General features: G+C 67.1%; 16 protein-coding genes. 5 read left to right on the plus strand and 11 right to left on the minus strand.

What is annotated here, in order from left to right; translation table 11 throughout:
* Positions 1 to 38: 38 nt before the first annotated feature.
* The 5 genes from Q0O97_RS10830 to Q0O97_RS10850 form a co-directional block, all read right to left on the minus strand.
* A complete protein-coding gene (locus Q0O97_RS10830) occupies positions 39 to 476 on the minus strand; it encodes a Fur family transcriptional regulator (protein ID WP_294928731.1) in 438 nt (145 codons plus the stop codon).
* Between the two features lie 117 nt (positions 477 to 593).
* The gene (gene ahpC, locus Q0O97_RS10835) at positions 594 to 1,157 is read right to left on the minus strand and encodes an alkyl hydroperoxide reductase subunit C (protein WP_294928734.1); all 564 of its coding nucleotides are present in this window, start codon (positions 1,155 to 1,157) and stop codon (positions 594 to 596) included.
* Positions 1,158 to 1,353: 196 nt separating this feature from the next.
* Positions 1,354 to 1,503 (minus strand): hypothetical protein, encoded by a 150-nt coding sequence (locus Q0O97_RS10840; RefSeq protein ID WP_294928736.1) that lies wholly within the window; start codon positions 1,501 to 1,503, stop codon positions 1,354 to 1,356.
* Entirely contained in the window at positions 1,500 to 1,910 is a 411-nt protein-coding gene (locus Q0O97_RS10845; RefSeq protein ID WP_294928739.1) for a pyridoxamine 5'-phosphate oxidase family protein, read from the minus strand. The genes Q0O97_RS10840 and Q0O97_RS10845 overlap by 4 nt, the downstream gene beginning before the upstream one ends.
* 66 nt (positions 1,911 to 1,976) lie before the next feature.
* The gene (locus tag Q0O97_RS10850) at positions 1,977 to 2,528 is read right to left on the minus strand and encodes a hypothetical protein (protein WP_294928742.1); all 552 of its coding nucleotides are present in this window, start codon (positions 2,526 to 2,528) and stop codon (positions 1,977 to 1,979) included.
* Positions 2,529 to 2,706: 178 nt separating this feature from the next.
* Between Q0O97_RS10850 and Q0O97_RS10855 the strand changes: the two genes are divergently transcribed.
* The 5 genes from Q0O97_RS10855 (at position 2,707) to Q0O97_RS10875 (ending at position 7,932) form a co-directional block, all read left to right on the plus strand.
* On the plus strand, positions 2,707 to 3,684 hold the full coding sequence (locus tag Q0O97_RS10855; protein WP_294928745.1) for a zinc ABC transporter substrate-binding protein: 978 nt from the start codon (positions 2,707 to 2,709) through the stop codon (positions 3,682 to 3,684).
* 109 nt (positions 3,685 to 3,793) lie between these two features.
* The gene (locus Q0O97_RS10860; RefSeq protein ID WP_294928748.1) at positions 3,794 to 4,987 is read left to right on the plus strand and encodes an MFS transporter; all 1,194 of its coding nucleotides are present in this window, start codon (positions 3,794 to 3,796) and stop codon (positions 4,985 to 4,987) included.
* A gap of 5 nt (positions 4,988 to 4,992) precedes the next feature.
* Positions 4,993 to 5,787, plus strand: coding sequence for a metal ABC transporter ATP-binding protein (locus tag Q0O97_RS10865; RefSeq protein WP_294928841.1), 795 nt, complete (start codon positions 4,993 to 4,995; stop codon positions 5,785 to 5,787).
* Positions 5,788 to 5,791: 4 nt separating this feature from the next.
* On the plus strand, positions 5,792 to 7,012 hold the full coding sequence (locus tag Q0O97_RS10870) for a metal ABC transporter permease (RefSeq protein ID WP_294928751.1): 1,221 nt from the start codon (positions 5,792 to 5,794) through the stop codon (positions 7,010 to 7,012).
* Entirely contained in the window at positions 7,009 to 7,932 is a 924-nt protein-coding gene (locus Q0O97_RS10875; protein WP_294928755.1) for a metal ABC transporter permease, read from the plus strand. The genes Q0O97_RS10870 and Q0O97_RS10875 overlap by 4 nt, the downstream gene beginning before the upstream one ends.
* Here the strand turns inward: Q0O97_RS10875 and Q0O97_RS10880 are convergent, their stop codons facing one another.
* The 6 genes from Q0O97_RS10880 to Q0O97_RS10905 all read right to left on the minus strand — a co-directional run bounded on the left by Q0O97_RS10880 (position 7,933) and on the right by Q0O97_RS10905 (position 12,881).
* Positions 7,933 to 9,351 (minus strand): PepSY domain-containing protein, encoded by a 1,419-nt coding sequence (locus Q0O97_RS10880; protein ID WP_294928758.1) that lies wholly within the window; start codon positions 9,349 to 9,351, stop codon positions 7,933 to 7,935.
* A 41-nt stretch (positions 9,352 to 9,392) separates the two neighbouring features.
* Entirely contained in the window at positions 9,393 to 9,779 is a 387-nt protein-coding gene (locus Q0O97_RS10885) for a hypothetical protein (protein ID WP_294928761.1), read from the minus strand.
* Positions 9,780 to 9,910: 131 nt separating this feature from the next.
* Entirely contained in the window at positions 9,911 to 10,786 is an 876-nt protein-coding gene (locus tag Q0O97_RS10890) for an alpha/beta hydrolase (protein ID WP_294928764.1), read from the minus strand.
* Positions 10,783 to 11,424 carry a sulfotransferase gene (locus Q0O97_RS10895; RefSeq protein WP_294928767.1) on the minus strand — a complete coding sequence of 214 codons (642 nt, stop codon included), beginning with the start codon at positions 11,422 to 11,424 and terminating at the stop codon, positions 10,783 to 10,785. The genes Q0O97_RS10890 and Q0O97_RS10895 overlap by 4 nt, the downstream gene beginning before the upstream one ends.
* Positions 11,425 to 11,523: 99 nt before the next feature.
* On the minus strand, positions 11,524 to 12,138 hold the full coding sequence (locus Q0O97_RS10900) for a glutathione S-transferase family protein (RefSeq protein WP_294928770.1): 615 nt from the start codon (positions 12,136 to 12,138) through the stop codon (positions 11,524 to 11,526).
* Complete coding sequence (locus Q0O97_RS10905) at positions 12,135 to 12,881, minus strand: GntR family transcriptional regulator (protein WP_294928773.1); 747 nt, start codon at positions 12,879 to 12,881, stop codon at positions 12,135 to 12,137. Before Q0O97_RS10905 ends, Q0O97_RS10900 begins: the two co-directional genes overlap by 4 nt.
* Positions 12,882 to 12,903: the final 22 nt, after the last annotated feature.

Here is a 12,903-nt window from a genome sequence, read left to right on the forward strand (position 1 = left end):
GATCGCGGATCTGCTTGACCCCGGCCCGGATTGGCTGGCTAGCCGCGTTGCCCCCTGTCCGCCTTCGGCCTGACGTAGATCTCCAGCCGGTGGCCGACGATTTCGAATCCGTGGTCGCTGGCGATCTTTTCCTGCAAGCGCTCGATCTCGTCGCAGCGGAATTCGATCACCTCGTCGGTTTCGACATTGATGAAATGGTCGTGATGTTCGGAATCGCTGGCCTCGTAGCGGGCGCGGCCATCGGCAAAGCTGTGACGCTCGATCAGGCCGTGGTTTTCCAGCGTGTTGACCGTGCGGTAGACCGTGGCGATGGATATGCCCGGCGCGACCCGGCTGACCCGGCGATGCAACTCTTCGGCATCGGGGTGGTCGGGCGATTCGGACAGGACCTTCAGGATCACCCGGCGCTGGCCGGTCAGGCGCATCCCCTTCCGCTTGCAGAGTTCGGCCAGCTTTTCTTCCAGATTTACCGTCATGCGCGCGATCTTGCCCTTTGTCAGCAGGTGAACCGGCACGATAGCAGGTCGCGGCGCAAGGGTCATCACCCTGGCGGTGAAAGGCGGGCCGGTGACGGACCGGCCCGCCCGCCGCGCTCAGATCCTGCCGACCAGGTCCAGCGAAGGGGTCAGCGTCCGTTCGCCTTCGCGCCATTTGGCCGGGCAGACCTCGCCGGGATGGTCGCGGACATATTGCGCGGCCTCGACCTTGCGCAGAAGGTCGGCGGCGTTGCGTCCGATGCCTTCGGCGGTGATCTCGACCGCCTGAATGATGCCGTCGGGATCGACGATGAAGGTCGCGCGATGGGCCAGCCCTTCGTCCTCGCGCATGGCGTCGAAGTTTCGCGTCAAAAGGCCCACCGGATCGCCGATCATGGCATATCGGATCCTGCCGATGGTGTCCGAGGCGTCATGCCATGCCTTGTGCGTGAAGTGGGTATCGGTCGAGACCGAGAACACCTCGACCCCCAGGTTTTGAAAATCGCCGTGATGGTCGGCCAGATCGCCCAGTTCGGTCGGGCAGACGAAGGTGAAATCGGCGGGGTAGAAAAAGAACACCGCCCATTTCCCCAGCACGTCGGCTTCGGTCACCGTGATGAAACTGCCCTGTTTGAAGGCCTGTGCCCTGAAGGGGCGGATCTGCGTGTTGATGAGTGCCATTTCGCTCTCTTGCTGTTGGCGGGCAAGGCTGGCCGTGGCCCCGGGGCGCGAATGCCCCGGCCTTGCCCGGTTCGAGGGGAATGGGACGCCTTCAGCCCTTGGGGCCTTGGCGTTCCCGGATTTGCGTCACGCCCGCCTTTTCGGCAGGGCGGATCAGCCCGTCCCGCGCCCTGCGGCGCAGAAGATGCAGGGCGCCCTAGCGGCTCATGCCAAGCCGGTCGCGCAGTTCGGCCTGCGTTCTGGGGCGGTTGAGTTGCTCCAGGACGAATTGACGCCGGGCCAGTGCCGCTGGATTGCCCCCGCCTGTCCAGGCAGGGGCAAATCCGGCCGTGCCTGCCTTGGTCATGCGGTCAGTTCATCCATCCTCTTGCCCGCATCGGCGCCCGAGCGCAGGGAAAAGATTTCCTCGATATGGACAAGGACGGCGAATTTCGGCGTCTTCATGCCATTCGCCTCGGCAAAGGCCAGCGCATTGTCGAATGGCGCGCCGTCGCCCACCACCTCGGGCGCGCCCAGAAAGCGATAGCCGTCCAGCTTCTGGCGGTCGATCACGGCAACGGCGATTTTTGACCCGTCCTGCATGTTCCGCAGCGTCTGGCCGCCGGTGTTTTCGTTGAAGATCAGCGTGTTGTCGTCATAGACGCGCAGGCTGCGCTTGGGGCCGATATTGGGGATGCCGCCCTTGGTCACGGTCGCCTGGATCGGTAGCTGCGTGGCCAGCATGTCCTTCATCGCATCGGTCAGGGTCTTCATGTTCGGTCTTTCTCGCTTTCTTGCTGGTTGGTCCGCCCCGTTCCTGTCGCCGGGCGGTTGGCGAAATCAATGGGGCAGGCGGCAATGGCCGCAGGCGTCACCGTCCGCGCGCCGCGCATGTTCGGATGCGTGACGGACCGCCGAGGCGGCCTTGCGGGCGCGGTCGATGAAATGCTGCGGGGGCAGGGCGGGGTCGCCCAGCCGCGTCAGATGCGCGGCCAGTTCCAGCAGCGCATATTTCAGATGCTGCACGCAGGCCGTGCGCAGTTCCAGCCCCGCCGTGGGGCGGCGTGCGGTGGCCGCCAGCCGGTCGAAGGCATGGACCAGCAGGCGGGTGCATTCCGCCTGCTCGCCGTTCCGCGCGGCCAGTTCGGCAAGGTTGTGGCACGAGATGTTCAGGATCGCGGGCAGCGGGACCGAGATGTCATCCGCGTTTCCGGTATCGAACAGCCGGTCGGCCTCTTGCAGCGCACGGGTATACAGCTTGCGCGCAGCATCGGATGCGCCCTCGCCGAAGGCCCGGTTTCCCGCGCTGGTCAGTTCCAGCCACAGATAGTCACGCCGGACCGGGGTCGCGGCGTCGATGGCGAGGTCTTCGGGCGAGGTGCGGGCATTCATGGCTTTCTCCGGGTGGCTGGGGGCAGGGCCGGGTCGTGGCGGCCGTTATCTATTGAGATTGATTCGCAATAAATATGCGCCATCCCGCCTTTTGCGGTCAAGTGATAATGCGAATGAATTGCAGTTGCATCGGCTGGCATGGCTGCTATTCATAATGCGAATCGTTTGCAAGAAGGAGATGCACATGTTCGCGATGTTCAGGCGTTCGCTGCTGGCCGGTGCCGGTGCCGCCGCGCTGGTTTCCGGTCTGGGACTGGCCCCGGCCCTGGCGCAGGACGGCAAGCTGTCGGTCGTCGCCACCACCGGCATGATCGCCGACGCCGTGGCGCAGGTCGGCGGCGACCGGGTCGAGGTTCAGGCGCTGATGGGGCCGGGGGTCGATCCGCATACCTACCGCCAGACCCGTTCCGACATCGCGGCCATGACCGGGGCGGATGCGGTCTTCTGGCACGGGCTTTACCTCGAAGCCCAGCTCGAGGATTTCTTCCGCGACCTTGCCGGCGAAAAGACCGTGATCGCGCTGGCCGAGGGGCTGCCCGGGAACAGGCTGCTGGCGGATGAGGAATATGAGGGCCGCAACGATCCCCACGTCTGGATGGACCCCTCGCTGTGGTCCGGCGTGGTCGAGGCCGCCCGTGATGCGCTGACCGAGATCGACCCCGAGGGGGCCGACACCTTCGCCGCCAATGCCGAGGCGCATCTGGCCGAGATCGCGGCCCTGGGCGAATATTCCGGCGAAGTGCTGGCCACCGTGCCGCAGGACGCCCGCGTGCTGGTCACCGCCCATGACGCCTTCAACTATTTCGGCGCGGCCTATGATTACGAGGTGATGGGCATCCAGGGCATTTCCACCGAATCCGAGGCCGGTCTTGCCCAGATCGAGAATCTGGTCGGCGTGCTGGTGGATCGCGGGATCGGGGCGATCTTCGTCGAATCCTCGGTTTCCGACCGCAACGTCATGGCGCTGGTCGAGGGTGCCGGGGCGCAGGGCCATACCGTGACCATCGGGGGCGAGCTGTTTTCCGACGCGATGGGCGATCCGGGCACCTACGAGGGCACCTATATCGGCATGATCGACCACAACGTGACCACGATCACCCGCGCCCTTGGCGGCGAGGCGCCCGAAAAGGGCATGAACGACCGGCTGGGGGAATAGGCCTGCCATCGGGGCGCGTTTGCCCTTACGACATTCGCAGGTGGCCGCGTTTGCGCCCGGCCACCTGCAACCCGTTCGGGCTTTCGCCCATGACCTGAAGGTGCCGCAGATGTTTTCCGTCACGCCGCTTGCCGTTTCCGTCGCGCTGTGCATGAGCGCGATGATGGGATTCAACGCCGTCGCAGGCCCGCTGATCCGCGCCCTTGGGCTGGCGGACTGGCATGCCGGCGCGGTGGTCAGCGTGGCGGGGCTGCTGTGGATGCTCTCGGCCCGTGCCTGGGGCGGGGCAAGCGACCGGCTGGGGCGCAAGCCCGTGCTGCTGGTCGGCGTGGGCGGTTTCGCGGGCGGATACATGCTGCTGGCGCTGTTCGTGCTGATGGCGCTGCCCTCGCCGCCGCCGGTGCTGCTGTCGCTGTGCCTGCTGATCGTGGCGCGCGGGCTGCTGGGGCTGTTCTATGCGGCGGTGCCGCCGGTCTCGGGCGCGCTGGTGGCCGACAATATCCCGCCCCAAGCGCGGGCGTCCTACATGGCGCGGCTGGGGGCTGCGGCGGGTATCGGCATGGTCGCGGGGCCGTTTATCGCCAGCCTGCTGGCGGGCCGCGGGCTGGCGATGCCGCTTTACGCATTCGCTGCCCTGCCGCTGGTCGCGCTGTTCTTGCTGTGGCGCTTCCTGCCCGCGGGTCCGCCGGTGCAGGCGGGCGGGCCGAGGCGCGCCGTCCGGCTGGCCGATCCCCGGCTGAGGCTGCCGGTCGTGGCCGCCTATGTCTCGATGTTCACGATCAACGCGGCGCAGATCTGCGTCGGCTTCCTGATGATCGACCGGCTGGACCTGTCGCCCCAGGACGGCGCACGCATGGCGGGCTATGCGCTTGGCGGCATCGGCATCTGCCTGATCGCCGTCCAGATGGGGGTCGCGGCGGCCAAACAGGTCGCGCCGCTGACATGGATCCGCGGCGGTGTCGCCATCGCCGTGGCGGCCGCGCTTGGCGTCGCGCTGGCGGGCACGGCGCCGCTGCTGATCGGCGCCTTCTGCCTGCTGGCCGTCGGGCTGGGCGCGGTCGTGCCGTCCTTTCAGGCGCTGGCCGCCAATTCGGTCGGCCCGGATGAGCAAGGCTCGGCCGCGGGCACCGTTGCCGCCGCGCAGGGGTTGGCGATGGTCACCGGCCCGCTGATCGCGACCGGGCTTTACGGGCTTGCCCCGGCGGCCCCCTTCCTTCTGGCGGCGGTGGGGCTGGCCCTGCTGCTTGCCTTCAGCCTCAACACCGGCAAGTCCCCGTCCGGGGCCGAAGAGGTATCCCCATGAAACCCATGCCCGAACTGGTCGCGCAAGATGGCCGCACGCTGGCCGCCGATCACCCCGAAAGCCCGCTGGCCATCGCCGGAATGACCGTCAGCTATGGCGACAAGCCGGTGCTGTTCTCGGTCGATTTCGTGACGCCGCCGGGCGCGATGCTGGCGGTGATCGGGCCGAACGGGGCGGGAAAATCGACGCTGATCAAGGCGGCGCTGGGGATCGTGCCGCGCGTCTCGGGCAAGGTGACGGTGTTCGGCGCGCCGTGGCGGGACGCCCGCCACCGCATCGCCTATGTGCCGCAACGTGCCAGCGTGGACTGGGACTTTCCGGCGACCGTGCTGGATGTCGTGCTGATGGGGCAATATCGTGAGATCGGTTTCCTGCGCTTCGCCGGGGCACGGCACCGCAGCCGTGCGATGGAATGCCTTGAGCGCGTGGGCATGCAGGGTTTCGCCCATCGCCAGATCGGCCAGCTTTCCGGCGGCCAGCAGCAGCGTGTCTTTCTGGCCCGCGCGCTGGCGCAGCAGGCCGACCTCTATGTCATGGACGAGCCTTTCGCCGGCGTCGATGCCGCGACCGAGCGCGCCATCATCGCGGTGCTGAAGGACCTGAACGCGCAGGGCAAGACGATCATCTGCGTCCATCACGACCTGGCGACGGTGCAGGATTATTTCAGCCATGTGCTGATCCTGAACCTGCGCAAGATCGCCGACGGGCCGGTGTCGGCCACCTTCACGCCCGAAAACCTGCAATCGGCCTATGGCGGGCGGCTGGCTGTGGCGCAGATCGACCGCATCGCGGTGGGGTAGGGCGATGAACGGGTTTCTTCAGGCGCTGCTGCTGCAAGCGGGCTACAACACCGCGCTGGTGACGGTGGGCGCGGCGATCCTTGGCGCCAGCGCCGGGGCCATCGGCAGTTTCGTGCTGCTGCGCAAGCGCGCGCTGGTATCGGACGCGATCAGCCATGCCACCCTGCCGGGGCTGGCGCTGGCCTTCATCATCATGGCGGGGCTGAGCGGCGACGGGCGCTGGCTGCCGGGGCTGATGATCGGGGCGGGCATCTCGGCGGGGCTGGGGCTGTTGGTGGTGGACTGGCTGACCGCGCGCACCCGGCTGGCCGAGGATGCCGCCATCGGCGCGGTGCTGTCGGTCTTTTTCGGCGCGGGCGTGGTGCTGATGACGGTGATCCAGACCTTGCAGACCGGGCGGCAGGCGGGGCTTTCGGGCTATCTGCTGGGATCGACCGCGGGGATGCTGCGATCCGAGGCGCAGATCATCGCCATCGCCGCCGCCGTCACGGGGCTGGCGATCTTCCTGCTGCGCCGCCCCTTCACGCTGGTCTGCTTCGATGCCGAATATGCCGCCGTGCGCGGGATCAATGTCCGGGCGACCGACCTTGCGATGATGGGCCTGCTGATGGCGGTGACCGTGATCGGGCTGAAGGTCGCGGGGCTGGTGCTGATCGTGGCGCTGACCATCATCCCGCCGGTGGCCGCGCGGTTCTGGACCGACCGGCCGGGCCGCATGGTGGTCATCGCGGCCATGATCGGCGCGGTGGCGGCCTGGCTGGGGGCCGTGGTGTCCTCGCTGGACCGGGGCTTGCCGACGGGTTCGCTGATCGTGCTGTTTTCATTCGCGCTTTTCGTGGTCTCGATGCTGCTTTCGCCCCGGCGCGGGCTGCTGGCCGGGATCGCCCACCGGCTGCGTTTCCAGGGGCTGGTGCATGAAAGACAGGGCCTGATAGCACTGGCGCGGGCCGAGCCGATCTATGACAGCCAGACCCTGCGCCGCCTGAAGGCGCGCGGCTGGATCCGCCCCGACGGCGTTGCCACGCTGAAGGGCCGCGCCGCCGCCGCCGCCGCGCAACGCGACGAAGCGCGCTGGAGCCTCTATCGCAACCTGCACCCCGAAGCGGCCGCCGGTTCGCCCTCGCAAGGCATCCGCCCGCTGGCCGAGGTGCTGCCGCCCGATCTCATCGCCGATCTGGACCGCAGGCTGGGCGCGGGGTCGGATTTCCATGAGGTGCGGATATGACGAACACCTTCGTGCAGCTTTCGCTGACGCCGATCCTGATCGGGGTGCTGGCCTGCTGCGCCTGCGCGCTGCCGGGCAATTTCCTGGTCCTGCGCCGTCAGAGCCTGATCGGCGACGCCATCAGCCACGTCGCGCTGCCCGGCATCGTGGTGGCTTTCCTGTTGACCGGCACTCTGGCCGCCGGGCCGATGCTGATCGGCGCTGCGGGCGCGGCCATCGTCGCCGTGGGACTGATCGAGCTGATCCGCCGCCTTGGCAATATCGAGCCCGGCGCGGCGATGGGCGTCGTCTTTACCACGCTGTTCGCCGCCGGCGTGCTGTTGCTGGAACAGAGCGATACCAGCAAGGTCCACCTGGACGTGGAACATGCGCTTTACGGCAATCTGGAAAGCCTGATCTGGCTGCGTGGGACATCCTGGGCGGCGCTGACGGACCCGGTGGCGCTGGCCGCGCTGCCGCCGCAGCTTGGGCGGCTGGCGCTGGTGCTGCTGGCGATGGTGGCGTTCACGGTGGTGTTCTGGAAAGAACTGGTGATCGGCACCTTCGATGCCGGTTTCGCAGCCAGTATCGGCGCGCGGCCCGGCCCGACCGGCTTCGGGCTGGTGGTCATGGTCGCGGTGGCGGCGGTGGCGGCCTTCGACGCGGTGGGGTCCATCATCGTGATCGCCATGTTCATCTGCCCGCCCGCCAGCGCGCGGATGATGACTGACCGCATCGGCCCGCAAATCGGCTGGAGCCTTGGCTTCGCCACCCTTGCCGCCGTGCTGGGCTATGTGCTGGCGGGTTACGGGCCGCTGTGGCTGGGCGGGCGCAACTCGGTTTCCGCCGCGGGGATGATCGCGACGGTTTCCGGGGTGGTGCTGGGCCTTGCCGCGCTATGGGGACCCAGACGAAGGGGTGCGCACCGGCTGGCGGCCTGATTACCCCGGCAGGGCGCGCCTGCGCGCAACCGCCTGCCAGGCCAGGTCCAGCGCGATCATTGCCGCAAGCGAGATCCCCGTCAGTGGAAAGACCACCCCGCCGATCCCCAGCAGCACGAAAAGCCCGACGAACACCCGCCGGTCCAAGGGCATCGGCGGCACCCCCAGCCGACCCGCGGGGCGGCGCTTCCACCACATCACCGCGGCCGAGACCGACAGCAGGACCGTGGCAAGGCAGGCCGCCAGCAGCACGATCTGGTTGGCGGTCCCGAAGGTCTGGCCCATATGGGTGTTGATCCCCCATTCCAGCGCCCGCCCCATCGGCCCGTAATCGGCATAGGAGACGTCGATCAGCGGCTGGCCCGTATACTGGTCCAGATGGACGACTCGCTGCCGCGCGAGGTCGGCGGGATAGACCGAGCCGGAAAATACCCCCTCGGGTCCCGCCGGAAGGTTGACCGCATAGCCGCGATGCAGCCCCAGCCCGTCCAGGATCGCGACCACCTCGTCGATGCCGATGGGCCGGGCGTCGGGGATCGGTATCTGTTGGCCATGCGCTTCATGGCCTTGCGCCGGGCCATGCCCCTCGTGTCCCGGCATCGGCGAGCGGGGAATTTGCGCCTGTTCCAGCGTCCAGCTTGTCTTGGCGACATGGTCCAGATATGCGCCCGACATCGGCACGTCGATCCGCACGCCTGACGGATAGCCGAAATTGCTGCCATTGGCCCATTGGTTGACCTTGCCGCCCAGGACCGAGGACCAGGGCAGCCCCGTCACCGCCAGGAATACGATGAAGCCGCCGACGAAGATGCCGGTCACCGCGTGAAGGTCGCGCCAGAACACCCGCCGCGCCGGAGTGGCGCGGACCGAGACCACGCCGCCTCTCTGCCCGCGCGGCCACCACAGCCAGATCCCGGTGGCGACCAGCAGGACCGACCAGCCGGCGGCCATCTCGATGATCATGCGCGGGGACTGGCCCAGGATTTTCAGCGAATGCAGCCGCCGGATCGTCCAGGCCACGGTTCCCTGGTCGGGCAGGCTGCCCAGGACCCTGCCGCTGTATTGATCGACATGGACGGCGATATTGCTGCCGTCCCCGGTCCGCACGGTCACCTCGGCGGACAGGTCGTCCCTGGGCGGATCGGTGTATTTCACCGCCTCGCCCGGCTGTGCCCCAAGCGCGGCGGCAAGGATGGCCGAGGGGGCCAGCGCGCCGTCCCCCACGGTCTCGACCCGCTTCAGGTCGGCATGGATCCAGTTGTCGATTTCATCGTGAAACAGATAGGCCGCGCCGGTCAGCGATAGCGCGATCAGGAAAGGCAGCACCAGCAGCCCGGCATAGAAATGCCAGCGCCACACCGCCCGATAGAGGTCGGATGCCGGGGCGGGCCGCGCCACCCCGTTGGTCGTATCGGTCATTGGATATTTTCCCGTGTCTGATGGTTTCTAGGAAGGAAACGTCAGACGAGGGGTGGTCCCGTTGCGGGTGGCAGGCCCGTGGCGCGGGCCACGATCAGGGCGGTGGCGGCAGGCGGGAAGTCCAGCGCCAGCCTTCGCATCGCGACCGGCAGCGGTTCGACGGGGGCGACAAGATCGACCGGGCTGTGGCCCAGGCCCCAGAAGCATGGACCGGAATCGTGGTCGGGCGATGTCTCGACCGGCTGGAGGGTCCGGGGATCGACGGCGATCTCGGTCATGCCCGCGCCGTCGCAGATCACCAGCATCAGCACGCCGCCTTGCGCGCGGGCGGGCATCACGCCGGGGGCGATCAGGGACAACAGGACAAAGGGCGACAACATCGCCCATAGCGCGAAGGCGCGCAGAAGTCTTGTGGATGTCCGTCCCATGACCGGAACCGTTACCCGGCCCGCCCACCTCGCGTCAACGGTCTTGAACAGGCTGCGGTCCCCGATCCGCGCGGCCCGTATCGGGCGGATGCGAAGGGCCTCCGCCGCTTTCGTCCATGCCCGCCGCATGGCTACTCGGACAGGAAGGATTCCAGCGTGGGGCCGACGGTCTCGGGCACTTCCCAGAACATGTTATGGCCGTGTCCGGCAAAGGTTTCATGCCGCGCGCCGGGCAGGATCGTTTTCAGGTGGTCCTGGGTGGCCGCGTCGAACAACCCGTCCTGATCGCCCCACAGGATCAGCACGGGGGCCTTGATCCGTGCGGCATAGGGCGTCCAGTCGGTCATGGTCAGCCCCTCGAGCACGCCGGTCCAGACCCGTTTGGGGGTTGCCGCGCTTTCCATGCGTTCCCGGTCGATGAAATCGGGCGAAACGGGGGTCGGGTTCCAATACCAGTCCCGCATGAAGGCACCGTCGGGGTCCAGGTCCTGGGGCAGTTGCGGAACATTTTCCCATAGCCAGCCGCCCGATTCCGGCGGCATGCTGGTGGCCGTGCTGATCAGGACAAGCTTGCCGACCTTTTCGGGGTGGCGCGCGGCAAAGACCGCCGCGGTCATCGAGCCAAGCGAATGACCGGCGATATCCGCCCTTGCGATCCCTTTTTCCGCCATGAACCCGGCCAGATCATGGCTGAAATCCATCAGCGTATAGCAGCATTCGGGCGCCGAGGAACTGCCATGCCCGCGCAGGTCCACGGCGTAGATGTGACGATCCGCCAGTTCCGGCGCCAGAAGCGACCAGCTTCGGCTGTTGTCGGTATAGCCGTGGATCAGGATCAGCGGCTCGCCCCCGGTGTTTCCCATTTCTACATAGCCGATGGTCTGGCCCGAAGGCAGCGCGACGGTCCGGCGCGCGCCGTCCCAATCGGCTTGCGACGGCACGGAAATATCGCCGGCACAGGCCGCGCCCGCCATCAGAACCGCGAAAACGCCTGCCCATCCGTTCATTTCCTGGGGAACCTGACCTGAGAGGACATCAGATAGCTTTCCGGTCCGTTCTCCATGTTGCCCGTGGCCAGCTTTCGTTGCTCGCCGCTGGCGCTTATGCCGCAGAATTCGGTCATCCGGTCCACGAAGGCGACCCGGTCCGCCATCGCCTTTTCATAGCTGACGCACAGGACGGGGACCGTCTGTCTGCCGACGAAATCGAACAGGTCGTTCATCTCTTTCAACGCATTCTTCAGACAGGCGGGAAACTCGTGCCCCATCGAGACATTGTTCCTGATCGCCACCGCCACCGGATCGCGGGACATGACGACCAGGCGGGGGTTCCTGAACAGGTGCAGGCAGCGGTCAAGCTGGCGGAACACGCGCGGGCGCTTGAAGGCCCAGATGTCGTGGCTGTCATAGTCCCGGATCACCGTCTCCAGGGGTTCGGCATCCTTTTCGATGGACATGGCGATGCGCTGGTCCTCGAACACGCCGCGCCCGAACCTGTCGCCCAGGAACACGCCAAGACCGTCAAGGACCTTCGCGGGCATCGAGGTGCCCGATCGCGGCGTTCCCAGGATGATGATCGTCGCTTTCCCGGTTGCCGGGGCGGGGTTGAGCGTCGCAACGCCTGTATTGGCAAGTTCTTCAAGCATGGGGCCGGTCTCCGTCAGGATGCCGCGGCAGGTTAGGCAAGTTGCGCGCCAAGGTCCATATGTCTGCCCCGCCGCGCTTCCTTTTCGGGCCGGGGCCGGTCAGGCCGCCGGAACGGTCGCCTGCATCGAGGCGCGCCCGGACACCTCGGCGAACCATTCGGCAAGGCGGGGATGGGCGCTGCGCCAGTCCTTGTCGGGGAAGCGGAAATCGAGATAGCCAAGCGTGCAGGCCGCCGCGATGGACCCGGCATGGAAGCTGGCCGAGATATCGTCGAACCAGCGCCCTTCAAGATCGTCGAGGCCGGAATCGACCTTTTCCATCTGGCCGCGCGACCAGTCGTCCCACCGCTTGTCCTCGGGGCGCAGCACGTTTTCGTAGCGATGCAGCAGGGCGGCCTCCAGGATCGCGTCGCCCAGGGCCTCGATGGTCAGCACGGTAAAGCGGCGCGCGTCCTGCGGGTAAAGCGGTGCGCCCGTCACCCCCTGCGCGTCGATCCAGGCCGAGATCACGCGGCTGTCGAAAACCGGCGTGTCGTCGTCCAGCAGCAGGCACGGCACCTTGCCGGTCGAGTTGTGCCGCACGATATCGGGGTCGCGCTTGACCGGCCATGCGGCCGAGGGCAGCTTTTCGATCCCGACCCCGCGTTCATGCGCGGCCACCATCGCCTTGCGCACGAAGGGCGAGGCAGGAGAGAAGAAGATGCGGATCGTCATGGATTTGTCCTTTTGCTACGGCCGCCCATGCGGCGCTTGACGGGTTTGTTCAGGTTGGGAACGCGCAGGAAATCCTGCGGATAAAGCTGAAGCTGCTGGTGCAGGTGTTCCAGCGCAAAGGTGATATGTTCGCGCATCAGGGCCGCCGCCCGTTCGCCCTGGCCCTGCGACAGGGCGCGGGCGATGCGCCGGTGGTCGTCATGGGACCGCTCGATCACCTTGAAGTCGCGCCACATGATCACCCGGTCGGATGCGGCGGGCACGTTGTGCAGGCTCTGGATGAAGGTGCGGATCCAGGGGTTGCCGGACAGGCGCATCACCGCCGTGTGGAACTCGACGTTCATCCGCCGGTAGTCCCCCAGGTTTTCGGGCTTCAGCTCGCCGGTTTCCAGCAGCCGGTCGCCGTCGTTGACCAGACCGGCCAGATGGCGGGCGTCCTCTTCGGTCATGTTGGCGGCGGCAAGGCGGCAGGCCATCGCCTCCAGTTCCGCGCGCACGGCAAAGGCCCCCGCGACCTCGTCCAGGGAAAACTCGCGCACCGCAAAGCCGCGGTTGCTTTCATAGGTCACAAGCCCCGCCTGCGTCAGCGAGGTCAGAGCGGCCCGCAGGGGCGTGCGCGAGATGCCCAGCATCTCGGCCAGCCGGTCCTGATGCAGCTTGTCGCCGGGCAGAAGCGTTCCGCTCAGAATCGCCTCGCGCAGCTTTTCGACGGCCAGTTCCATGCTGGTATGTGTTTCGGTCAAAAAGCGGCTCCCTCGCAATATT

This window comes from uncultured Paracoccus sp., assembly GCF_945915435.1.
Taxonomy (GTDB): Bacteria; Pseudomonadota; Alphaproteobacteria; order Rhodobacterales; family Rhodobacteraceae; genus Paracoccus.